Source organism: Novosphingobium aquiterrae (assembly GCF_042434435.1).
GTDB classification, from domain to species: Bacteria; Pseudomonadota; Alphaproteobacteria; order Sphingomonadales; family Sphingomonadaceae; genus Novosphingobium; species Novosphingobium aquiterrae.
Map to the genome: position 1 here is coordinate 481,701 of NZ_JBHLTL010000006.1, position 21,878 is coordinate 503,578.

The window sequence follows — 21,878 nt, forward strand, 5'->3', positions numbered from 1 at the left end:
ATCCGGCGATCAGGGCGAAATGGCAAAAGACACCTCGGACACCAACGGCAAACGCTTGCAGCGCGGCCGCTTTTACAAGGCGGAGCAGGAAGCCAGCTTCGTCGAATCGTACTCACACTCTACCCCACAGACCCGCGACCCGGCCTATCGGCTGGCCTTCCGCGACACCGATTTCCTGCTGCGCGAGGAACTGCGCCCGGTCCGCTTCCAGCTTGAGCTGCTCAAGTGCGAGATGCTGCTGGAAGAGGCCGGGATCGGCTCGACCCTGGTCTGCTATGGATCGGCGCGGATTCCCTCACCGGAGATGGCGGATGAAGCGCTGAAGGCGGCGACCACGCCCGAGCGCAAGGCGGTGACCCAGCGGCTGGTGGCCAATTCGAAGTATTATGAGGAAGCGCGCCAGCTTGCCCACATCGCGTCGAGCAAGAAGATCGTCGAGCAGGGTATGCGCCAGTTCGTCGTCTGTTCGGGCGGGGGACCATCGATCATGGAAGCCGCCAACCGCGGTGCGGTCGAGGCCGGGGCGGAAACGATCGGGCTCAACATCGTCCTGCCGCACGAGCAGGCACCCAATCACTATGTGACGCCGCACCTGGCATTCCAGTTCCACTATTTTGCATTGCGCAAGATGCACTTCCTGCTGCGCGCCAAGGCGGTGGCGGTGTTCCCCGGCGGGTTCGGCACGCTCGACGAATTCATGGAGCTGCTGACGTTGGTGCAGACTGGCAAGATGAAGCCGATCCCGATCCTGCTGTTTGGGCGCGAATTCTGGACCCGGGTGCTTAACTTCGAGGCCTTGGCCGAAGAAGGTGTGATCAACCCCGCCGATCTCGACCTGTTCCACTGGGTCGAAACCGCCGAGGAAGGCTGGAAGATCATCTGCGACTTCTACGAGCTTGACGCCAAGGTCAGCCGCGTGCCGCCGCGTGACCCAAAGGGCCGCTCCCCCCGCCGAAGCCCGGCGCGGCCCGCAAAGCAGACCTGACGAACAGCCGGGCGCGGTCGACTGCTTCGGCCAGAGGCAAACCCTTGCCAAGGTAAATGGCAATGGCGCTCGACAGGGTGCATCCGGTGCCGTGGGTGTGGCGCGTATGGATGCGGGTGCCAGCCATGACGTGGGGCGGCTGGCCGGGCAGGCACAGCATGTCCTCGACCCGCTCGCCCTCTGCGTCGCCGCCCTTTGCCAAATAGGCCACGCCGTGCGCCGCCATGCCCTCGTGCCCGCCCAGCGCAGCCAGTTCGGCGACATTGGGCGTCGTGACGGTGGCAAGGCGCATCAATCGCTCGAACCCGGCGATCGTTTCCGTATCGGCCAGCGCCGCGCCGCTGGTCGCAATCATCACCGGATCAAACACCACTGGCGCACCCAGCTTCTCGAGCCGGTCAGCCACCACGGCGGCGATGGCGGGTGAACCGAGCATCCCGATCTTGACCGCATCGACCCCGATGTCGGACAGACAGGCATCAATCTGCGCGCCGACCAGATCCGGTGATAGCACTTCAACCGCCGTCACGCCCAGCGTGTTCTGCGCCGTGATGGCGGTGATCGCGGTCATGGCATAGCCGCCCAGCATGGTGATGGTCTTGATGTCGGCCTGGATCCCGGCGCCGCCCGAACTGTCGGACCCGGCGATGGAGAGGATGCGCGGCGGGGGCATCAGCCCTTGAACTTCCGCACCGTGCTGGGCGGATGCTTGGCGTGGAGGTGCTTGGCCCGGGTCGGCCGGTCGAGCAGTTCGCCGCCGCAATTAGGGCAGCGCTCATCCAGCGCATCGGCGCAATCAGTGCAGAAGGTGCACTCGAAACTGCAGATGAAGGCGCCGGGCAGATCGGCCGCCAGGTCCGCACCGCAGCGTTCGCAATCGGGGCGCATTTCCAGGCTCATACCGCTGCCTCCTTTACTGCCGCGCAGATTGCATCGACCACCGCTTCGACTTCACGCGCATCGTCTCCCTCGGCCATGACGCGGATCACCGGTTCGGTGCCGGAGGGGCGGATCACCAGGCGGCCCTTGCCCTGCAATTGCGCCTCGGCATCGGCGATGACTGCCTTTACCTGCGGGTCGTCGAGCGGCTTGCCCCCGGCAAAGCGCACGTTCTTGAGCAGTTGCGGCACCGGGTCAAACAGGTGCAGCAGTTCGCTGGCCTTCTTGCCCGACTGGACCAGAGCCGCCAGCACCTGCAACGCAGCAACCGTGCCGTCGCCGGTGGTGCCGTGATCGAGCAGGATCATGTGGCCGGACTGTTCACCGCCGACATTGAAGCCGCCGGCCTTCATTTTCTCAAGAACGTAACGGTCGCCCACCTTTGCGCGCTCCAGAGTCAAGCCCTGACCGGCCAGATAGCGCTCCAGCCCCAGGTTCGACATCACCGTCGCCACCAAGCCGCCGCCGCGCAATTCGCTGCGGGCGGCAAGCTGGGTGCCGATCAGCGCCATGATCTGATCGCCATCAACGGTCTGGCCCTGTTCGTCGACCACGATCAGCCGGTCGGCGTCGCCGTCCAGCGCGATGCCGATGTCGGCGCCGCTGGCAACGACGGTTTCCTTGATCAGATCGAGATGGGTGGAGCCGCACTTGTCGTTGATGTTGGTGCCATTGGGCTGCACGCCGATCGTGATTACCTCGGCCCCGAGCTCCCACATCGCCGAAGGGGCGACCTGATAGGCGGCGCCATTGGCACAATCGACCACGATCTTGAGCCCGTCGAGCCGGACATCGTCGGGCAGGGCGCTTTTGACCGCGTGGATATAGCGGCCGCGGGCGTCTTCGATGCGGCGGGCCCGCCCGATCTGTGCCGCCGGGGCCAGCGCCAGATCCTGATCGAGCATCGCCTCGATCGCCAGTTCGTCCGCGTCCGACAGCTTGAATCCATCGGGGCCGAACAGTTTGATGCCATTATCCTCGTAAGGGTTGTGGCTGGCAGAGATCATCACGCCCACATCGGCGCGCAGCTCGCGGGTCAGCATGGCGATGGCCGGGGTTGGCAGCGGCCCGGTCAGCACCACGTCCATCCCGACGCTGGTAAAGCCCGCGACCAGCGCATTCTCGATCATGTAGCCCGACAGGCGGGTGTCCTTGCCGATCACCACGCGGTGGCGGTGGCTGCCGCGCAGAAAGCGGGTGCCTGCCGCCTGGCCAACCTTCATTGCCGTCGCCGCGGTCATCACCCCGGCGTTGGTCAGTCCGCGAATCCCGTCGGTTCCGAAATAATTGCGTCCCATGCCCCTGCCCAATGCGCCGATCTGTGAAAAATTGCTATGTCGCGCAGCGTTGTTAAAGTCACGCCACGATAACGCTTTGCGCCGGGGAGCCAAGATTGATGAGTGAATACGCCGAAGCCGCCAAGTTTCCGGAAATCCGGGTTCCGGCAGGCCTTACCTTTGCCGGACTGGTGCTGGGCTTCGCTGTCGGCGTCCTGCTCGCGGGCACGCCCACGCTAGATACGCTGCTGCGCTTTGCGAAGCCGGCCGGCGAGCTGTGGCTGCGTGCCTTGCAGCTGACGATCGTCCCGCTGGTGATCGGCCTGGTCTATACCGGCATTTCACAGACTCTGGCCGCGGCCGGCGGCGGGCGCCTGGCAAGGCGCGCGGTGACGCTGTTCTGCGTGGTGCTGCTTGCGGCCGGGACCATGTCGGCGCTGGTGGTTCCGGCTTTGCTGTCGGCCTTTCCGATTCCCGCCCGTGCCGCGGCCGCGCTCAGCGGCGGCGCGGCGGAGGCGGGCACGGTGCCGGGCTTTTCCGAAATCCTGCTGGCGATGATGCCTGACAACATCTTCGCTGCCGCGTCGAGCGGGGCGATGTTGCCGGTGGTGTTGTTCGTCTCGGTCTTTGCGGTGGCGGCAACGCGGATCTCCGCGGAACCGCGACGCCAGCTTGGGCTGCTGTTCGAAGGTCTGGCATCGGCGATGATGGTGGTGGTCGGTTGGGTGCTGATGCTCGCGCCGGTCGGGGTCTTCGGCCTGGCGATTACCCTGGCGGCGGCCAGCGGATCCGACGCCATCGCGGCCTTGGCGCACTATATCCTTATCGTGGTTGCCGCAGGCACCGTTGTGCTGGTGGGGGCATATGTCGTGGCAATCACTCTTGGTGGTCAGCCGGTCGCCGGGTTTGTCCGGGCGATGCTGCCGGTCCATGCCGTGGCGATTTCGACCCAGTCATCGCTGGCCAGCCTCCCGGCAATGCTAGCCGCAACGCGCCGACTGGGCGTGCGCGAATCGACTGCCGATTTCGTGCTGCCGCTGGCCGTGGCGATCTTCCGCGCAACGAGCCCGGCGATGAACATGGCTGTGGCGATCTATGTCGCTTACCTGACCGGCACACCGCTTTCCCCTCTTGCCCTCGGTGCCGGGGTGCTGGTGGCGTTCCTGGTCTCGCTCAGCTCGGTGTCGCTGCCCGGCACGCTCAGTTTCGTCGTCTCGGTCGGGCCGATCGCGCTGGCGATGGGCGTCCCGGTCGGCCCGCTGGCGCTGCTGGTCGCGGTCGAGGTGCTGCCCGACATCATGCGCACGCTGGGCAATGTGACCGCTGACGTTGCGGTGACTGCTGCCGTCGATCGCAAGCATCAGGCCGACTAGGCGGCCTCGGGTTCACTTTCGGGGAACAGCGGCTCGCCAAAGACGAAGCCGATCAGGTTGGGCCGCCCGACGTGGTGGAACAGCGCGGTCAGCACCAGCAGCATCGGCATGGCCAGCAGCGCCCCGACCACGCCCCAGATCCAGTAGAAAAAGCTAATCGCGGCCAGGATCAGCACCGGGTTGAGGGTAAAGCGGCGTCCCAGCACGGCGGGTGTAACCAGATTGGCTTCGACCGCGTGCAGCCCCAGGTAGAGCGCCGGGGGCAGCAGCCCTTCGAACACGTTCTGCGCGGTGCCAAGCCCGAACAGGCCAAGCAGCACGGCCATGCCCAGCGGCCCGACATAGGGCAGGAAGTTGAGCATCGCCGCCAGCCCGCCCCACATCAGCGGGGCCTCCATCCCCAGCAGCGAAGCACCAAGCGTCACGATCGCCCCGACCCCCAGATTGATCAGCCCGACAGTGGCCATGTACGACGCGACCAGGTCCTGCACCTCGCGGAGCACCCGCGCCGCCTTGAGCCCGGCAAACCCGTGGACCCGGTCCTGCAGCAACCGCTCGCGCATCCGCACCCGAGATTCGATCATGAAGAAGCTCATCAGCACGGTGACGATCAGTTCGATCACCACTGCGGGGGTGGCAAAGACGAACTGTTCGACCACATTGGGCCCGGCCAGCACCACTTCGCGCGCCTTGTTGTGCCCGGCCAGCCGGTCGAGCGAGGTGTTGATGTCGTTGAGCCAGCCCAGGTTGCCGCGCAATTGCGATATCCGCTGCGCCACCTTCTGGGTCATCGATGGCAGCTGGCTGAAGGTATCGATCAATGGTTGCATGATTGCCGACAGCAGCACGCCGAAAATCATCAAGGCGAGAGTCAGGGCAAGGAACGAGGCCAGCGAATTGGGCATGCCCAGCTTGGCCAACTGGTCGGCCAGCGGCGAAATCAGGATCGACAGGATCAGCGCCGCAGTCAGCGGCATGAACACCACCGCACCGATCGACAACACGAAGGGCAGCGCCAGCAGCACGCCGATACTCAGCAGCAGCACGATCGCCGACAACATGCGGACCTGCTGCGCGCCGCGGTCGGGATGCAGGTCTTCGGCGCTGTGCTGGCGGTCATCCATGGCAATATAGTTCCGGTTCTGTCGTTGACCCGAGGCGCTAACGAAGCTTGGACCGGAAAGCTCCCCTACAAGGCTTTCTGGTAGATTGTGTATTCCTTGTTGACGTGGCTGTCGATTGCTTCGGCGATGGCATTCATCCCCTGGTTGTCGTCCAGGATCCAGCCGATCTCGCCCCGCGTTGCGCCATAGCGGCTGACGGCGTTGCGGCGGATAAATTCGATCATCATGAAGGCCAGCTGGCTGGCCAGGCGGCTGGACTGGTACTGCTTGATTACCCCCATCAGCGGCACGCGCATGGTCCGCACCCTGGGCTTTCGCAACCACGCCAGCAGCTTGACCCAACCGAACGGAAACAGCTTTCCGCCCATCGGCTTAAGGACTTCGTTGAGATCGGGCAAGGTCATCATGAAGGCCACCGGCGCACCTTCGTATTCAGCAATCATGATCAGATCCTCGCGGACAATCGGTTTGAACTTCTTGCCGGCATAGGCGATCTCGCGGTCGGTGAAGGGGACGAAGCCCCAGTTGTCCGACCAGGCATCGTTGAGGATGTGCAGGATCAATGCTGCTTCCTGGTCGAACTTGCTCTTGTCGACGCCGCGGATGCGGATCTTGGCGTTCTTCTCACCCGACTGGACAATCCGCTCGATCAGCGGCGGGAAGGGTTTGACGATGTCGAGCTCATAGGTCTTGAGCACTTTGGCCGGGGTATAGGCCAGCGCTTCGATATAGCGCTGATAACGCTGCGGCTGATGGCCCATCATCACCGTCGGGGCATGATCGAAGCCCTTGGTCAGCTGGCCCGGCTCTTCCCAGATCGACATCGAGAGCGGGGCCAGGACGCGGTTCATCCCCTTGCCGCGCAGCCAGTCTTCGGCCCGGGCGATCAGCGCGCGGGCAATGTCCTCATCCTCGGCCTCGAGCAGGCCCCAGTTGCCGGTGCCCGGGCCCATGCCCTGTTCGGCCGGCTGGGCAATGGCGAGATGGTCGATATGGGCGGAAATGCGCCCGACCACGCTGTCGCCGCGCCGCGCCAGGAACAGCTCGACATCGGCATGGTCGAAGAACGGGTTCTTGCCCGGGGTGACCAGCTCCAGCGCCTCCATCCGCAGCGGCGGAACCCAGGCCGGATCGGTGGCATTGAGGCGATAGGCCAGGTCGACGAAGGCAGCGCGATCGGCCTTGGTTTCTACCGGGGATATAATCAAATCTGCTTTTGCCACGATCATGCCTTTGTTCAGGTGCAAGGGCGCACTGCGATTGGGCCGGACGGCTTGTCAAGCATGCCTTGCAGCCCCATTTCGGCGAAAATGTGAACGGGTCGCAATTCGTCGGCTAACCGGTCAAAGTGGATAGAGTGTAGAATGAGCGTACATCAACCGATAGCCGCCAAGGGCGCAGCCACCACCGCCCAGCGGATCGCGGCCATTCCCGACGATATGGCGATGCTGCGCGCCGCGGTCGAGCAGACCCGCGACATTTCCGCGGCCAAGGCGTCGATCTATTGGCCGGACATGCTGCTGTCGGCTGCGCTGGGCTATGCCGGGATCGCCGGGGCGGTGCTGCTGGTCAGCCCGTGGGCCGCTGCGGCCAGCGCCGCGGTTGCGGTTATCGCGCTGTACCGCGCGCTGCTGTTCATCCACGAGCTGACCCATATCCACCGTACCGCGCTGCCGGGTTTTCGCTTTGCCTGGAACCTGCTGGTCGGCATTCCGATGCTCACGCCCTCGCTGATGTATGAAGGCGTTCACAAGCTGCACCATGCCCGCACCCGCTATGGCACGGGCGAGGATCCCGAATACCTGCCGCTCGCGCTGATGAAGCCATGGAGCCTGCCGGTCTTTGCCCTGGTCGCGCTGTTGCTGCCGGTCGGCCTGCTGATCCGTTCTGCCGTTCTGGTGCCGCTGGGCGTCGCCATTCCGCCGCTCCGCAAGCTGGTGTGGGAACGCGCCAGCGCGCTGTCGATCAACCCTGATTTCCGCCGCCGTCCGCCCGAGGGCGATTTTGCGCGGATGGTGTTCTGGCAGGAACTGGGTGCCAGCGTCTGGGCGTGGTGCCTGCTCGCCAGCACGCAATGGCTGGGCTGGCGCCCGCTGCTGATCGCGCTGGGCATCGTCTCGCTGACCGCGCTGTTCAATCAGGTCCGTACGCTGGTGGCGCACCTGTGGGAGAACGAGGGTGAGGCGATGACCGTCACCGCGCAGTACCTCGATTCGGTCAATGTCCCGCCGCCCGGCCTGTGGGCCGAGATCTGGGCCCCGGTCGGCCTGCGCTATCACGCGCTGCACCACCTGCTGCCGTCGATGCCTTACCATTCCCTGCCCGAAGCCCACCGCCGCCTGCGCGCCGCGCTGGGGGCCGGATCGACTTACGACAAGGCCAACTACCCCGGCCTGTTCCCGCTGCTGTCGCGGCTGGCGAAGAGCACGATGGGGGCGCGTTAAGCGGGGTGGACACGTTCTGACCGGGGTGAATGGCAGCTGCTACTGATTCCTGAGCGCGGCCTGCATGGTGCGAATGTCTGGGGAGGCAGGCATCGTTGTCGATGCTTTATGCTCCTGCCGTTTGAGTACCCCGACTTTTGGATCTTGAATGCCAGACATTCAGGGCTGCAGCGACGGGGTTCCGCCTTTAGGCTTGCCCAAAAGCTTGCACTTAGTTCGGGCAAACCAGAGCCCAATGTATTCCTCAGGCGAAAACCAGTTTGCCAGATCGGCCTTCTGTTGGAATCCGACCGGATGCGCTAAGTCGAAAGTGTGCGGGGCTGACAAATGCAGTTCTTGCCAGCGAGCTTCCATCACTGAGCCTTCACGGCAAAAAATTACGATGTTTTGGCGATACCACCAGCAAACCTCATCGTCCTCCCATACCCGAGGACGGATCGGGTCGAAGGGCCTGAAACCATGCTTTGCGAACTTCTTGATCCAATAGGCCAGAGGGTGTTCGTTGACGTGATGCTGTCCACCCTGCCCTTCAATCGCTGCAGAAAACATGATCGTGTCTGACAATTTGGCGAGGCTGTCCACGAAGGTATCTGCATTTTCTTCGTCGATATGCTCAGCAACTTCCAGCGTCATTGCCAGATCGAACTTCTTCGGCTCGGTGTATGGAGTGGAAAGGTCAGTAGCCTCAAATTCAACGTCGTTGATTAGGGGGTTAGCGCCTTGCACCCAAGGCCCATCCCTGCCTTTCACCTTGACGACGCCGAGCTTTTTGAACTCGTCTAGCCAAACCCCCCGGCCACAACCTATGTCGATGACACTCTGCAAGCCATTCTTATATGCATCGATCAGGATCGGAATGACCACCTGTGCTGACCGAGAGGTGCGCAGGTAATCGCGCAAATAAAACCTTTTCGTGTAAAAAATCGACAATTCGTGCCCCTTCCAAATCTCGATCAGAAATACGTCTTTTCTCGACTGAATCTAACGAACATAATCCACGTCGATGTCACTGATGCAACATCAAACCGGGACTCAACAGAAAATCCTTGGCGAATGTTGGATCGTCGGTCCGCGCAGCAGAAACATCCATTCTCGCTAGGCTGGAACGCCTACTCCTCCGTCCGGACCAGCACCGTTTCGCCGACCAGGGCGAACAGCAAGAACGGCGCCCAGGCGGCGATCAGCGGGGGGTAGCTGCCGAAGTTGCCCATGGCGAGGGCGGCGTTGTCGACCACGAAATAGGCAAAACCCAGCGCCATGCCGACCACGGCGCGGATCAGCAGCTGGCCCGAGCGGGCGAGGCCGAAGGCCGCGACCGAGCCGAGCAGCGGCATCAGCAGTGCCGACAGCGGCCCGGAAATCTTGTGCCACCATTTACCGTCAAGCTCGTCGGTGCGGCGTCCCGCGGCGCGCAAGGCATCGATCTTGCGGCCCAGGGTAACGATGTTCTCGCCATCGGCATCGGTCTTGGTGATCGCCACCTGCGCCGGGGTGAGGTTGGGCGAGATCACCGTATCTCCCAGCTTCTGCGTGGCTGTGGCGGCCACCGTGAACCCAGTCGGCGCCTGCAGCTTCCAGCCCGGCGCGGCATAGGTCGCCTGCGGGCTGCGCAGCTGCTGAATGACCATGCCCCCGGCATCGCGGCGATAGTAGGTTACGTCGCGCATCACTGTGCGCTCGCCGCTGCCGCTGACGGTGCGCGCAGCTATGATATCGTTGCCGTCGCGCAGGTAGACGTTGGAGCGCGTGCCGGTTTCCTTGGGGATCGGGTAATAGCGCAGCTCGGTCCACAGCTTGAGCGTGCCGGTCGATTTCGCCACCACGGTTTCGTTGAAGGCAAAGCTGATCGCCGAAATCGCCGCCGCGGTGAGTAGCAGCGGGGCCAGCACCTGGTGCGCTGAAAGCCCGCCGGCGCGCATCGCGATCACCTCGCTATTCTGGTTGAGCGGCCAGAAGGTGAACAGCGTCGCCAGCAGCACGGAATAGGGCAGGAAGCGCGCGATCAGCGCCGGCACGTTGAGCTGGACATAGCGCAGGATCTCGGCCTGACCGTTGCCCGGAACCGCCAGAATATCGCCACTTTCGGACAAGAGCTGCAAGGCCTGCAGGACCAGCACCAGCAGCACCAGCACGCCCAGGATGCGCCCGACGAACAGCCGGGCAAGATACCAGGTCAGCGTCGGCGAGGGGAACAGCGCGGCAAACATCAGGCAGTCTCCGCCGCGGTGCCGCTACGCCGGCGGACCAGTTTCATCAGGCGCTTGCCCAGATTGCCGGTGAACTTCTCGAGCGCGCCGATCGCCTGGCCGCCGGGGACATAGGCGACGCGCCAGTACATCCAAACGATCAGCGCGGCGAACAGCACGAACGGCCCCCACAGGATCACCGCGGGCGAAAGCCGCCCCAGCGCCGCTACCGCCTGTCCGTATTCGTTGATCTTGTGATAAGCGACGACCATCACGATCGAGACGAACAGCCCGAGCGACGAGGTCGAGCGCTTGGGCGGGATCGCCAGGGCCACCGCCAGCAGGGGCAGCATCATCATCATCACCACTTCGACCAGCCGGTACGACAGGCTGGCACGGGTTTCGTCCTTCATCTGCTTTGTCGCGTCCTTGCTCCAGCCGATCTTCATCAATTCGGGCAGGATATATTCGCGCTCCTTGCCGCCGCGCTGGCGGAACTTTTCCAGCGCTGGCAGGTCGATCGGCAAGTCGTGGCGGGTGAAGCTCAGCACCCGGGCGGTCTGCTTGGGATCGTCCTGGATGATCTGCCCGTCGGTCAGGCGCAGGATGATCGTGTCGGGGTTTTCCTTGAGCGCCAGAAACCGCCCTTCGCGCGCGCTGATCGTCAGCACTTCGCCGCGCGGGCTGTTGACCCGGGCGAAGATCCCGATCAGGCGGCGCCCGTCCTCGCGGCTCTGCTCGATCCGCAGCGCCATCTTGTCCTGCAGCGTGGTGAACTCACCCACCTTGATCGAGGCGCCCAGCGCGCCCGAGCGCAGTTCGAACTCGAGCTGTTCGTACCAGTACCGCGACAGCGGCTGGAGATATCCGACGATCACCAGGTTGAGCGCGGCGAGCACCAGGGTGATGGCATAGGGCATGCGCAGCAACCGGGTATAGCTGAGCCCGACGGCGCGCATCACGTCGAGCTCGCTGGTCGTCGCCAGCTTGCGGAAGGCGAAGAGGATGCCAAGCATCAGCCCCAGCGGGATCGCCAGGCTGGCATATTCGGGCAGCAGGTTGGCCAGCATCCGGAACACCACGCCGATCGGCCCGCCTTCGCTGGCGACGAAATCGAACAGCTTGAGCATCTTGTCGAGGATCAGCAGCGAGGCCGCGATCAGGAAGACCGCGCCCATCGGGACCAGCGTCAGGCGCAGGATGTAGCGATCGATGGCGGGAAGAAATTTCAAGGGGGCGCAGTCATGTTCCGGTCGGGTGAAAGCTTCCATAACCGCGCCGTGCCACGGGCGAAAGCGCGAATTGGCCGCTGGCGCGCCGGCGTGCGGGCAACTAGGGTGGCGTTGTCGACAGGAGGAGCAAGGCGATGGCCAACGGGAAAGCAAAGCCGGCGGAAACCCACGCGGTGGAGCGGATTGGCTGGCTGCGCGCGGCTGTCCTTGGGGCGAACGACGGAATCGTTTCAACCGCCAGCCTGCTGGTCGGGGTGGCAGCGGCGGCCAGTTCCAAGCAGGAAGTGGTCGTCGCCGGCGTGGCAGGTCTGGTCGCCGGGGCGATGTCGATGGCGGCGGGGGAATATGTCTCGGTCTCCAGCCAGGCCGATACCGAAGCAGCGGACTTGGCCAAGGAACGCCGCGAACTGGCCGAGATGCCCGAATTCGAGCTGGAAGAGCTGACCGCCACTTACCGCGCGCGCGGCCTGTCCGACGATCTGGCCCGGCAGGTGGCCCAGGAGTTGACCGCGCACGACGCGCTGGGCGCCCATGCCCGCGACGAGCTGGGCCTGGCCGACATGCACCGCGCCCGTCCGATCCAGGCGGCGCTGACTTCGGCTGCGACCTTTTCCGTCGGCGCGGCGCTGCCTTTGATCGCCGCGATAATGCTGCCCTTGGCGCGCATTCCGTTCACTGTGTCGCTGGCCGCGCTGGCCTTCCTGATGCTGCTCGGCGGCGTCGGCGCGGCAGCCGGCGGCGCGCCGGTGGCGAAAGGCGTCGTCCGCGTCGCGTTCTGGGGCGCGCTGGCGATGGCCGCGACCTATGCGATCGGCAGCCTGTTCGGGACGTCGGTGGCTTAGGACCGGCCGCAGGCGGCCGGCAGAGGCTTCAGATCACGCCTTTTCCAGCGTGCATTGCAGCGGGTGCTGGTTCTGCCGGGCGAAGTCCATCACCTGGTTGACCTTGGTTTCGGCCACTTCGTAAGTGAAGATGCCGCAGACCCCGACGCCCTTCTGGTGGACGTGGAGCATGACGCGGGTGGCCTGTTCCAGGTCCATCGAGAAGAACCGCTTGAGGCACATCACGACGAATTCCATCGGAGTGTAATCGTCGTTGAGCATCAGCACTTTGAACTGGCTGGGCTTCTTCGGCTTGGCGCGGGTCTTGGTGGCGACGCCGATCTGGTCCTGGCCGCCGGAATCGCCGCCCTGGTCGGGGTCTTCGCCGGCACGCGGCGCCATCAGGTAGGGATTGCGGTCGGGTTGCATCATGCCAAATTATCGCATCGTGGGGGGATAGGACAAGCCTTAGCGCTCCAGGTCTTGCCAAAAGCCGAACGGGCCGGGCAGCGCATTGGCTGTCCGGCCCGACGATTTCGGCTCGCGACCTGGCGGAGACGTGCGCCCGGTCGCGAGGAACGGCTGCGCTTAGGCGGCCTGCTTGACCTTTTCGACAGCCAGGCTGACGCGGGTCGAAAGCGGGGCGAAAGCGTCGTTTGCCAGCTTGAGCATGGCTTCCGAACGCTTCGAACCGGTGGCAACCGCGGCGTCGAAGTTGCGACGCAGGATTTCACCCTGAAGCTTGAAGAAGTCGGTCGGTGACTTGACCGCGGCCAGGCTCTTGACGTCGTCCTGAACGACTTCGAAGGCCGTCTTGGCATCGGCGACATAGTCCTTGCCCATGTCCTGCAGGCCGGCAGCAAGGATCTTGCCCGATTCGACCAGGGCTTCGACGTTACCCTTGGTGAATTCGCCAGCGTCGCCGAACACGGCCTGGCTCTTTTCGAAGGCCAGCTTGGCGCGGTCCTGTGCTTCGGTCATGGCGTCCTTCACCTTGGCGGTAAAGTCTTCGGTGGTGGTCTTGGTCTTGGTCATGAGCGTGTCCTTGATCTGGGTAAGGGTGTTGGCCCTGGCTGCGGGCTTGACGGCCTTGGCAGCGGCAGGCTTGGCAATCTTCTTCGGCGCGGCCTTCTTGACGACGGTCGCCTTTGCAGCGGCCTTGCGGGCAACCGGCTTGGCTTTCGCGGTCTTGGGGGCAGCCTTCGGAGCAGCGGCAGGCTTTTCCGCCTTTGGTGCGGCAGCCGGCGCCGCCTCGGCGGCCTTGGCGACTACGACCGGCTTGGCCTCAACCTTCTCGGAAGCAGCGGCATAGGCCTTTTCGGCTTCAGCAGCGGCCTTGGCGGCGTCGATCTTTGCTTCAGTGGCTTCGGCCATCTGTCACATCCTTGGCTAAGCCGCGCCGACCTTCGGCACGGTCTATGTTGCAGTGCACAAAATAGGTATTGCACCTGCGAAGTCAAGGCATTTTTGTGCAGTGCAGCATAAGACCGATTCGTAACGTGAAATCCGTAGCTTACCGCGCCTTCACGTAGCTCCCCGGCGCGTCTTCCAGCACCGTATCGCCTTTTCGGCCGGGGACGCGCAGACCCGTGGCCGGGACTTCGGCATGGTCCTGGCGGCGCAGCCAGTCGATCCAGTGCGGCCACCAGCTGCCCGGCGTTTCGCTGGCTCCGGCCACGAAGTCGGCGAAGGTCTCTGCCGGGCCGTCGTTGGTCCAGTACTGGTACTTCCTGGCCGCGGGCGGATTGACCACACCGGCGATGTGGCCCGAACCGGCGAGCAGGAAGGTCCACGGCCCGCGCAGATGGCGGGTCAGCCGCCAGACGCTTTCCGCCGGAGCGATGTGATCCTCGCGCCAGGCCTGGATATAGGCCGGGGTTTCGATCCGGGTCAGGTCGATCGGTGTGCCCCCGGCTGACAGCGCGTCGGGGACGACCAGCTTGTTGTCGCGGTAAAGATCCTTGAGATAGGCCATGTGCCACTTTGCCGGCAGGTTCGTGACATCGCCGTTCCAGTGGAGCAGGTCGAACGCAGGATAGTCCTCGCCCAGCAGGTAGTTCTTGACGACATAGTTCCAGATCAGATCGTTGCCGCGCAGCAAGTTGAAGGTCGCCGCCATCGTGCGCCCGTCAAGATAGCCGTTCTGGGCCGAAAGCTTTTCCAGTGTGGCAAGCTGCTGATCGTCGATGAACACCTTGAGTTCACCCGCGCGTTCGAAATCGACCTGCGCGGTGAAGAAGGTCGCGCTCTTGACTGTGTCGGGCTGGCCCCGCCGCGCCAGCACCGCCAGGGTCGCGGCCAAGGTGGTACCGGCGACGCAATAGCCGATGGCGTGCACCGCCTTGACCCCCAGCCGGTCGCGCACGGTGTCGATCGCGTCGATCTGGGCGGCGATGTAATCGTCCCAGATGACATCGGCCATGCTCTCGTCGGCCGATTTCCACGATACGACGAAGACCGTCACCCCCTGGTCGACCGCCCATTTGATGAAGCTCTTCTGGGGCGCGAGGTCGAGGATGTAGAAGCGGTTGATCCACGGCGGGAAGATCACCAGCGGCACCTCCAGCACGCTTTCCGTGGCCGGGCTGTACTGGATCAGCTGATATAGTGGGGTCTGGTGAACGACCTTGCCCGGAGTGGTCGCAATGTTCTCGCCAACGCGGAAGGCGTCCGGATCGACATGGGTCAACTGCCCGCGCCGCAGGTCCGAAAGCAGATGCTCCATCCCCTTGACCAGGTTCTCGCCGTGGCTCGCCAGGGTCTTTTCGACCACCAGCGGATTGGTCAGCGGAAAATGCGCCGGGCTCAGCGCCTCGACCAGGGTTCGCGCGGCAAAGCGCAGCTGCTCGGTCTTGGCCGGATCGCCGGTATCGACGGCCTCCGCCATTGCCAGAACCTGCTCGGCCAGCATCAGATAGGTCTGATGGATCACCGCATAGAGCGGCTGCTCACGCCACTTTGGATCGGCAAAGCGGCGGTCCTTGCGCGGCAGGTCCGGGCCGCCTTCGCCAGGCTCGACCGCCTTGGGGCCGATCCCGTATTGCCCCAGCACGCCTTCCCACAAGGCCATGCTGTCTTCCCACAAACGCTTCTGCACATCGGGCTTGGCCAGCGGCAGGGCGCCAAGCCAGCCCTGCATCATGCCCATCCAGCCGCCCGGTTCGGCCAGCATTGCAGGCAGCTTCTGCGCCGCGCCGGCCATCTGCTCGCGCTGGAAGTCGAACCACAGGCCTTGCAACCGCTGCGTCGTTTCCGCCCACTTTGCCAGGTCGGCGGCTCCCGGCGTCTCATCGCCTGCGCCGGCAGCCGCCATGAACTGTGCGAGCAAGCGCCGCGGTGCATTGGCCATCTCGGCCAGAAAATCGGCGGGATCGGAAGATTGAACACTCATCATCGGGCTCCATCACCGGATGCCTTTCGGCACATGCGCGTTGGGTCTCTCCCCGTCTCCTGTCCCTGCCAGCAAAGGTCTGGCGAAGCAACGCGCAAGGGGCATTTGCGAAAAGGACTGGCGCAAACCCGTCCCAATCCTGATAAGGCCAGCGCGCGCCACCTGAGGCGCGATCAACCGGAAAGGTACCATGGAAGAAGAGTTCTACCGCATGAAGCGACTGCCGCCCTATGTCATCGCCGAAGTCAACGGCATGCGGGCCGCAGCACGCGCCGCGGGCAAGGACATCATCGACCTTGGCATGGGCAATCCCGATCTGCCGCCGCCCCAGCACGTCATCGACAAGCTGTGCGAAGTGGCTTTGAAGCCCGACGCCCATGGCTACTCCGCATCGAAGGGCATTCCCGGCATCCGCAAGGCTCAGGCCAATTACTACGCCCGCCGTTTCGGGGTCGATCTCGATCCCGAAAGCGAAGTGGTGATGACCATGGGATCGAAGGAAGGCCTTGCCAGCCTGGCGACCGCGATCACCGCGCCGGGCGACGTGGTGCTGGCCCCCAATCCCAGCTATCCGATCCACACCTTCGGCTTCATAATCGCCGGGGCAACGATCCGCTCGGTCCCGACCACCCCGGACGAGAACTACTGGCGCGCGCTTGACCGGGCGATGGCCTACACCGTGCCGCGCCCCTCGATCCTGATCGTCAACTATCCCTCGAACCCGACGGCCGAGACGGTCGATCTGGCCTTCTACGAACGACTTGTCGCCTGGGCGCGCGAGAACAAGGTCTGGGTGTTGTCCGACCTGGCCTATTCCGAGCTGTACTATGATGGCAACCCGACAGTCTCGATCCTGCAAGTGCCCGGAGCCAAGGACGTTGCCGTCGAATTCACCTCAATGTCGAAGACCTTTTCGATGGCCGGATGGCGAGTCGGCTTCGCCGTTGGCAACAAGCGGCTGATCGCCGCGCTGACCCGAGTGAAGAGTTATCTCGATTACGGAGCATTCACGCCGATCCAGGCGGCGGCCTGCGCCGCGCTCAACGGACCGCAGGACATCGTCGAGGCGAATCGCAATCTCTATCAGAAGCGCCGCGATGTACTGGTCGAAAGTTTCGGCCGGGCGGGGTGGGAAATACCCAGCCCCAAGGCCTCGATGTTCGCCTGGGCGCCGCTGCCGCCGGCCCTGCAACACATGGGCAGTCTTGAATTTTCCAAGCAGCTGCTGACCCATGCCGAAGTCGCGGTGGCCCCGGGCGTCGGCTACGGCGAAGAGGGTGAAGGCTTCGTTCGAATCGCCATGGTCGAAAACGAACAGCGGCTGCGCCAGGCGGCGCGCAATGTGCGGCGCTACCTTGCCAGCATGGGCGTCAACACCACCGCGGCCTGACCGTCCACCTGCGATCCGTCTCCTGTAAGCCGATTTCGTTGCAACGGTGCTTGCCGCGCCGGACCTACCTTGTCTGCTGTTTGGGCAAACAGTGCATTGGGGGTCGCTTTGCGACGGTTTCGCTGGTTGGCTACGGGGGCAATTCCCGCTGCCTTCGATCTGCGCCGACTTGGCTGGCGCCTCTGTGTTGTTTCGCCCGATTGCGGGCGGGCCGTCGGCTGCCCGGTTCTGGCGATGCCTGCAGGCTTGCCGCTGGCGCGCTGGCTGGATCTGAACACCGTCTGTGACACGCAGCGCAGCTTGACGGCGATGCTGGGGATCGACGACCCGATGCAGCGGGCCCGCCTGCTCAATATGGGTTTTGGCGAAGCCGCATCCTGGCAATTGTCGCTGGATGAACTTGAGGCACGCGTTCTGCGCATGGTAGAACGGGCGCAGATGGTCGGGCGGCGGCGCCAGGTTGGCGCCCTGCTGCTTGATCTGGTGCTGCGCGAAGGCTTTGTCGCAGGGCGTGCCCTGGGGCTTTATCCGCGCGAATTTGCCTTGTTGTGGCGGCTCGCCGACGATCCGGGCCGGGCTGTGCCAAGCGGCGCCTTGCTTGGCGATGTGTGGCGCCTCAGCTTCCGTCCCGAGACCAATAGCCTTGCCGTGCACGTCAGCCGGGTGCGGGCCAAGCTGCGCCTGGCCGGACTGGACGGACTGATCGAAACGACCGCGGATGGTGCCTATCGTCTCGCCATTGTTGCCGGGCCAGGCCCACTGGCAACGGTGCAAGCCGCGTCTGCCGACCAATTGCCGCTGGACGCCCACATCCGATTGCGCAAGGAACAGTTCTGCGAGCAAACGTAAGACAGAGGGCAGCCAAGGCGATGCAGCAGGAAATTACCCCCATCGGTCGCGTATCGATCGAACTGGATGACCAGGGCGTCGCCCAGGTCCGCCTGATCCGCGCCGACAAGATGAATGCGCTAGATCCCGACATGTTTGCGGCGCTGATCGCCGCGGGTCACGCGCTGCACGAGATGAAGGGCCTGCGTGCTGTGGTACTGTCGGGCGAAGGCCGCAGTTTCTGCGCCGGGCTGGACATGGCAAGCATGGCCCAGACCGGGCGGCATGATCGCACCCCGCTGACCGAGCGGACCCACGGCAATGCCAATCATGCCCAGCAGGTTGCGCTGCAGTGGCGCAAGCTGCCCGTGCCGGTCATTGCCGCGGTCCACGGCGTCTGTTTCGGTGGCGGCCTGCAAGTGGCCAGTGGTGCCGACATCCGCGTGATCGATCCGGCCGCGCGGCTGGCGGTAATGGAGATGAAGTGGGGCCTGGTGCCCGACATGGCCGGGTATGCACTGTGGAAGGGGCAAGTGCGCGACGATGTGCTGCGCGAGCTGACCTATACCAACCGCGAATTCACCGGTGAGCAGGCCGGCCAATATGGCTTTGCCACCATCGTCGATGCCAATCCGGTCGCGCGGGCGACCGCAATCGCTACCGAGATTGCCCAGCGCAATCCGCACGCCCAGCGCGCGGCCAAGCGCCTGTTCAACCGCTATCTCGAAGTCTCGAGCGACGAGATCCTGATGGCGGAAAGCGTCGAGCAGCAAGCCCTGATCGGATCGAAGAACCAGATCGAAGCGGTGATGAGCCAAATGGAAAAGCGCGCCGCCGTTTTCATCGATCCCTGATCCGGGGCAAGCATGGCCAAGCCGCGCACGAGGTGCTAGGTCAGGCAAGGGTCGCATCGGGAGGGGAGTTCGCTCGATGCCGTATCGCCACGCGCACTATTACGTTGGCCTCGTTCTGCTGGTCATACTGGCGGGCTTCTGGGCCAGCTACTGGTCGCCGATCGCCACCGTTCCGACGGCCTTTCACTTTCATGCGGTCAGCGCCGTCGCCTGGCTGACCTTGCTGATCGTGCAGAGCGTTTCGATCCACCGGCGCGCAAACGCGCTGCACAAGCAGCTGGGTCTGGCCAGCCTGGCGCTGTTTCCATTCCTGATCCTTGGCCTGGTCATGATCATGGACGTGGCGGCGCAGCGCTTTGCGGCGCGCGAGAGCCCGTTCGTCCTGCACAACTCGCCCTCGTTCGGCATCGGCACCGCGATTGCGATCGCCGCTTATCTGACCCTGTTCTACCAGGCGCTGAAAACGCGTCGAAATGTCCGGCTGCATGCGGGGTATATGCTGGCAACGCCGCTGATCCTCTTCGAATCGCCATTTTCGCGCGTGATCGGCGAGTTTCTGCCGTGGATGAACGTGATCGGCAGCCCCGACATCCACGCCGTGCAGGATACCATCGTCATCAGTGACGCGATGGCCTTTGCCTTTGCGGTCGCGCTCTATGCGATGAATCGCAGGCATGGCGCGCCGTGGCTTGTCGCTGCAGGCTTCATTGCGGTTCAGGCCTTGGTGATGTGGTTCGCGCCGTTTGTGCCGCAGCTTGGCGATGCGTTCGGCCTCTATGCCCGCCTTCCCTTGACGGTGACGGCACCGGCAGGAATGGCTGCAGGTATCCTGGCGGGGTGGCTTGGTTGGCGGGCGGGCGCTGTGGCGCCGCGGACCAGGGACGTGGCCGCGGCAGCAAGCGCACCGGGTTGACCGAACGGGCCTGCAAACAGACCATGATGTGACCGGCCAGAAGGAAAAGCACCGGGCCGTCTCTTCCGATCGTTGAGCATATCTGACTTCCAGGCGTTGCGTCTGGGCCGGAGAATCGTAAGTGTGGCGTCGCGACCCGGCGCAAATCTGCGCTTTTGCGTCGCGCTCGGGATCGGTTCACCGCACGGCGCGCTCGCGCCAGCGGGACAATAGGGGGGCAGCCGGACATTGTTCATCTGACAGCAAGGTTTGTATGAACAGGCAGCGCCGGCCGGTGAAATTTTTAGGAGTAACCAGATGCGTGTCATTTCCACGAAGCCAGGAATTCTTGTCCTGATGGCCATGCTGACAGTGCCCGCGACGGGCACTTTGGCGCAGCAGGAATCGCCCAACAACCCCAGCATCATCGTCAACGGCGAGATGGTCCCCGACATGTCTGCGATGACCCCCGGACCCGAAATCAAGGGCGTGATTACCGCCCGGACCCGCGACAAGATGAAGGTGACCACCGCCGACGGCACCAGCACGGTGGTGTTCATCAACGAAACCACCAAGATCAAGGCCGGCGGCGGCCTGTTCGGCGGCAAGGGCAACCAGACGGCGTCTGCCCTGCTGAACGGCCTGCCGGTGACGGTCAAGACGATGCAGGCCGGCCCGGTTCTGCTGGCCAGCCAGGTGGTCTACAAGAACAGCGATCAAAAGGTCGCCAACATGATCCGCAACGGCACTGCCCAGGGCTTTGCCGAGCAGACCGCGGCCACCAACGCGCTGCGCAGCCGCGTCGCCGATATCGACAACTACAACGTCAAGGGCACCACCAACGTCTATTTCGACACGGGCAAGTGGCAGCTCTCGGAAAAGGCCAAGGCTGATCTTTGCTCCGCCGCCAGCCAGGCCGACGGCATGAACAATTCGCTGCTGCTGGTGATCGGTTATACCGACTCGGTTGGTGACGAGGACTACAACCAGACGCTCAGCGAAAAGCGCGCCGGCAAGGTGATCAACTATCTGCAGCAGGCGTGCCACTGGAAGCCCTATCGGGTGATGACGCCGACCGGCATGGCCGAATCCGACCCTGCCGCGAGCAACGATACCGAGGAAGGCCGCGCACAGAACCGCCGCGTTGCGGTCAACATCCTCGTCAGCAAGAGCGTCGACGGGCTTTAGGACTATCGGGGGCGGGCTGGTCTCGCCCCCTCATTTCCTGCCGCGCACTGCGGCCAGATCCGCGGGCGTGTTGATATTGGCCGGGTCGCTGGCCAGGTCTATGCCGCGTGCACCGATCCGCTCAGCGAATGCCCGCAGCGAGTGGCGGCCGTCACTTTCCAGAATTTCCATTACGGCTTTGTCGGCATTGGCTGGCCATAATCCGATCACTGGCTGCGCCACGACATAGGCCGGGGCGGAGTGCAGCACCTTCGGCAAGTCTTCGGGTAGGCCGAGCGAATCCACTCCGATCGTCAGAACCGCAGTAAAACTGTCCTGCCGGGCCAACCGCAAGGCCGCCGCGATTCCGCCCAGCGGACCCATGCCGGGCCGCGGCCAGTCGGGCAGGGTCGGTGCCGGCGCTTCCTCTCGTCCGACCACCACAACCTTCTCGCACCATTCGGAAAGCCGATCGACGGCCAGGGTCAGCAGGCTGTGGCCGTCAAGCTCTGCCAGCGCCTTGTCGCTGCCAAAGCGGCTCGATTGGCCTCCCGCCAGCACTGCACCCAGAATGCGTTCAGCCATCAGGCAATCCGGTGAAATCCGCAGAGCTTGTTGCCCGACGGATCGCGCAGATAGGCAAGGTACAGCACGCGGCCATCGGGCGGGCGGCGCTCGCCCGGCGGGTCTTCGATCGCGGTCCCGCCATTGGCCAGGCCCGCTGCGTGCCAGGCATCGACTTCGGCAGGCGAGGCGGCAAGAAAACCCAGCGTGCCGCCGTTGGCACCGTGCGCCGGCGCGCCGTCCAGCGGCGTGCGGACCACGAAGCGCCCGCCATTGTGCATATACACAACGCGGCCCTGCACATCGATCTCGCCCGGCGGCACGCCCAGCGCGCCCAGCGCCGCATCGTAAAAGCGTTTGGCCGCGGCAACGTCATTGGTGCCAAGCATCATGTGGCTGAACATCGCTGTC

At 64.1% G+C, this 21,878-nt stretch carries 22 protein-coding genes; 9 read left to right on the forward strand and 13 right to left on the reverse strand.

The annotated features are described in order from the left end of the window. The first annotated feature begins 19 nt into the window (after positions 1 to 19). Positions 20 to 985 carry an LOG family protein gene (locus ACFFF7_RS12145; protein WP_379481615.1) on the forward strand — a complete coding sequence of 322 codons (966 nt, stop codon included), beginning with the start codon at positions 20 to 22 and terminating at the stop codon, positions 983 to 985. On the opposite strand, the gene thiD is transcribed toward ACFFF7_RS12145, so the two are convergent. From thiD to glmM, 3 genes are read right to left on the reverse strand one after another with little or no spacing between them, the layout of a single operon-like run. Further along, positions 909 to 1,658, reverse strand: a complete 750-nt coding sequence (gene thiD / locus ACFFF7_RS12150) for a bifunctional hydroxymethylpyrimidine kinase/phosphomethylpyrimidine kinase (protein ID WP_379481616.1) — start codon at positions 1,656 to 1,658, stop codon at positions 909 to 911. The two genes, ACFFF7_RS12145 and thiD, sit on opposite strands and share 77 nt — an antisense overlap. Next, complete coding sequence (locus ACFFF7_RS12155) at positions 1,658 to 1,885, reverse strand: DUF1272 domain-containing protein (protein WP_379481617.1); 228 nt, start codon at positions 1,883 to 1,885, stop codon at positions 1,658 to 1,660. The genes thiD and ACFFF7_RS12155 overlap by 1 nt, the downstream gene beginning before the upstream one ends. After that, the gene (glmM, locus tag ACFFF7_RS12160; RefSeq protein WP_379481618.1) at positions 1,882 to 3,222 is read right to left on the reverse strand and encodes a phosphoglucosamine mutase; all 1,341 of its coding nucleotides are present in this window, start codon (positions 3,220 to 3,222) and stop codon (positions 1,882 to 1,884) included. Before glmM ends, ACFFF7_RS12155 begins: the two co-directional genes overlap by 4 nt. 98 nt (positions 3,223 to 3,320) lie before the next feature. Here glmM and ACFFF7_RS12165 point away from each other — a divergent pair, with 98 nt between their 5' ends. Next, positions 3,321 to 4,574, forward strand: a complete 1,254-nt coding sequence (locus tag ACFFF7_RS12165; protein WP_379481619.1) for a dicarboxylate/amino acid:cation symporter — start codon at positions 3,321 to 3,323, stop codon at positions 4,572 to 4,574. Here the strand turns inward: ACFFF7_RS12165 and ACFFF7_RS12170 are convergent. Both ACFFF7_RS12170 and ACFFF7_RS12175 read right to left on the reverse strand, forming a co-directional pair. Continuing rightward, entirely contained in the window at positions 4,571 to 5,698 is a 1,128-nt protein-coding gene (locus ACFFF7_RS12170) for an AI-2E family transporter (protein WP_379481620.1), read from the reverse strand. The two genes, ACFFF7_RS12165 and ACFFF7_RS12170, sit on opposite strands and share 4 nt — an antisense overlap. Before the next feature lie 65 nt (positions 5,699 to 5,763). Beyond that, positions 5,764 to 6,927, reverse strand: a complete 1,164-nt coding sequence (locus tag ACFFF7_RS12175) for a GNAT family N-acetyltransferase (RefSeq protein ID WP_379481860.1) — start codon at positions 6,925 to 6,927, stop codon at positions 5,764 to 5,766. A 135-nt stretch (positions 6,928 to 7,062) separates the two neighbouring features. Between ACFFF7_RS12175 and ACFFF7_RS12180 the strand changes: the two genes are divergently transcribed. After that, positions 7,063 to 8,142 carry a fatty acid desaturase family protein gene (locus ACFFF7_RS12180; RefSeq protein WP_379481621.1) on the forward strand — a complete coding sequence of 360 codons (1,080 nt, stop codon included), beginning with the start codon at positions 7,063 to 7,065 and terminating at the stop codon, positions 8,140 to 8,142. Positions 8,143 to 8,301: 159 nt separating this feature from the next. On the opposite strand, the gene ACFFF7_RS12185 is transcribed toward ACFFF7_RS12180, so the two are convergent. The 3 genes from ACFFF7_RS12185 to lptF form a co-directional block, all read right to left on the reverse strand. Continuing rightward, the gene (locus ACFFF7_RS12185) at positions 8,302 to 9,072 is read right to left on the reverse strand and encodes a methyltransferase domain-containing protein (RefSeq protein ID WP_379481622.1); all 771 of its coding nucleotides are present in this window, start codon (positions 9,070 to 9,072) and stop codon (positions 8,302 to 8,304) included. Positions 9,073 to 9,251: 179 nt separating this feature from the next. Further along, positions 9,252 to 10,349: an LPS export ABC transporter permease LptG gene (gene lptG, locus ACFFF7_RS12190; protein WP_379481623.1), complete on the reverse strand. Its 1,098-nt coding sequence runs from the start codon at positions 10,347 to 10,349 to the stop codon at positions 9,252 to 9,254. Beyond that, entirely contained in the window at positions 10,349 to 11,560 is a 1,212-nt protein-coding gene (gene lptF / locus ACFFF7_RS12195) for an LPS export ABC transporter permease LptF (RefSeq protein ID WP_379481624.1), read from the reverse strand. The genes lptG and lptF overlap by 1 nt, the downstream gene beginning before the upstream one ends. A gap of 134 nt (positions 11,561 to 11,694) precedes the next feature. Between lptF and ACFFF7_RS12200 the strand changes: the two genes are divergently transcribed. Continuing rightward, on the forward strand, positions 11,695 to 12,402 hold the full coding sequence (locus ACFFF7_RS12200; RefSeq protein WP_379481625.1) for a VIT1/CCC1 transporter family protein: 708 nt from the start codon (positions 11,695 to 11,697) through the stop codon (positions 12,400 to 12,402). A gap of 33 nt (positions 12,403 to 12,435) precedes the next feature. On the opposite strand, the gene clpS is transcribed toward ACFFF7_RS12200, so the two are convergent. From clpS to ACFFF7_RS12215, 3 genes are all read right to left on the reverse strand, one after another. Then, positions 12,436 to 12,813: an ATP-dependent Clp protease adapter ClpS gene (gene clpS, locus ACFFF7_RS12205; protein WP_379481626.1), complete on the reverse strand. Its 378-nt coding sequence runs from the start codon at positions 12,811 to 12,813 to the stop codon at positions 12,436 to 12,438. A 156-nt stretch (positions 12,814 to 12,969) separates the two neighbouring features. Beyond that, positions 12,970 to 13,755: a phasin family protein gene (locus tag ACFFF7_RS12210; RefSeq protein WP_379481627.1), complete on the reverse strand. Its 786-nt coding sequence runs from the start codon at positions 13,753 to 13,755 to the stop codon at positions 12,970 to 12,972. A 139-nt stretch (positions 13,756 to 13,894) separates the two neighbouring features. Then, positions 13,895 to 15,772 (reverse strand): PHA/PHB synthase family protein, encoded by a 1,878-nt coding sequence (locus ACFFF7_RS12215; protein WP_379481628.1) that lies wholly within the window; start codon positions 15,770 to 15,772, stop codon positions 13,895 to 13,897. 190 nt (positions 15,773 to 15,962) lie between these two features. Here ACFFF7_RS12215 and ACFFF7_RS12220 point away from each other — a divergent pair, with 190 nt between their 5' ends. The 5 genes from ACFFF7_RS12220 (at position 15,963) to ACFFF7_RS12240 (ending at position 20,924) form a co-directional block, all read left to right on the forward strand. After that, complete coding sequence (locus ACFFF7_RS12220; protein ID WP_379481629.1) at positions 15,963 to 17,162, forward strand: LL-diaminopimelate aminotransferase; 1,200 nt, start codon at positions 15,963 to 15,965, stop codon at positions 17,160 to 17,162. A gap of 234 nt (positions 17,163 to 17,396) precedes the next feature. After that, a complete protein-coding gene (locus ACFFF7_RS12225) occupies positions 17,397 to 18,011 on the forward strand; it encodes a winged helix-turn-helix domain-containing protein (protein ID WP_379481630.1) in 615 nt (204 codons plus the stop codon). A gap of 20 nt (positions 18,012 to 18,031) precedes the next feature. Beyond that, on the forward strand, positions 18,032 to 18,844 hold the full coding sequence (locus ACFFF7_RS12230; RefSeq protein ID WP_379481631.1) for a crotonase/enoyl-CoA hydratase family protein: 813 nt from the start codon (positions 18,032 to 18,034) through the stop codon (positions 18,842 to 18,844). Between the two features lie 76 nt (positions 18,845 to 18,920). Further along, a complete protein-coding gene (locus ACFFF7_RS12235) occupies positions 18,921 to 19,757 on the forward strand; it encodes a hypothetical protein (protein WP_379481632.1) in 837 nt (278 codons plus the stop codon). A gap of 297 nt (positions 19,758 to 20,054) precedes the next feature. Beyond that, positions 20,055 to 20,924: an OmpA family protein gene (locus ACFFF7_RS12240; RefSeq protein ID WP_379481633.1), complete on the forward strand. Its 870-nt coding sequence runs from the start codon at positions 20,055 to 20,057 to the stop codon at positions 20,922 to 20,924. Positions 20,925 to 20,954: 30 nt separating this feature from the next. On the opposite strand, the gene mobA is transcribed toward ACFFF7_RS12240, so the two are convergent. Continuing rightward, positions 20,955 to 21,488 carry a molybdenum cofactor guanylyltransferase gene (mobA, locus tag ACFFF7_RS12245; protein WP_379481634.1) on the reverse strand — a complete coding sequence of 178 codons (534 nt, stop codon included), beginning with the start codon at positions 21,486 to 21,488 and terminating at the stop codon, positions 20,955 to 20,957. Next, positions 21,488 to 21,871, reverse strand: coding sequence for a VOC family protein (locus ACFFF7_RS12250; RefSeq protein ID WP_379481635.1), 384 nt, complete (start codon positions 21,869 to 21,871; stop codon positions 21,488 to 21,490). Before ACFFF7_RS12250 ends, mobA begins: the two co-directional genes overlap by 1 nt. Between the last annotated feature and the right edge of the window lie 7 nt (positions 21,872 to 21,878).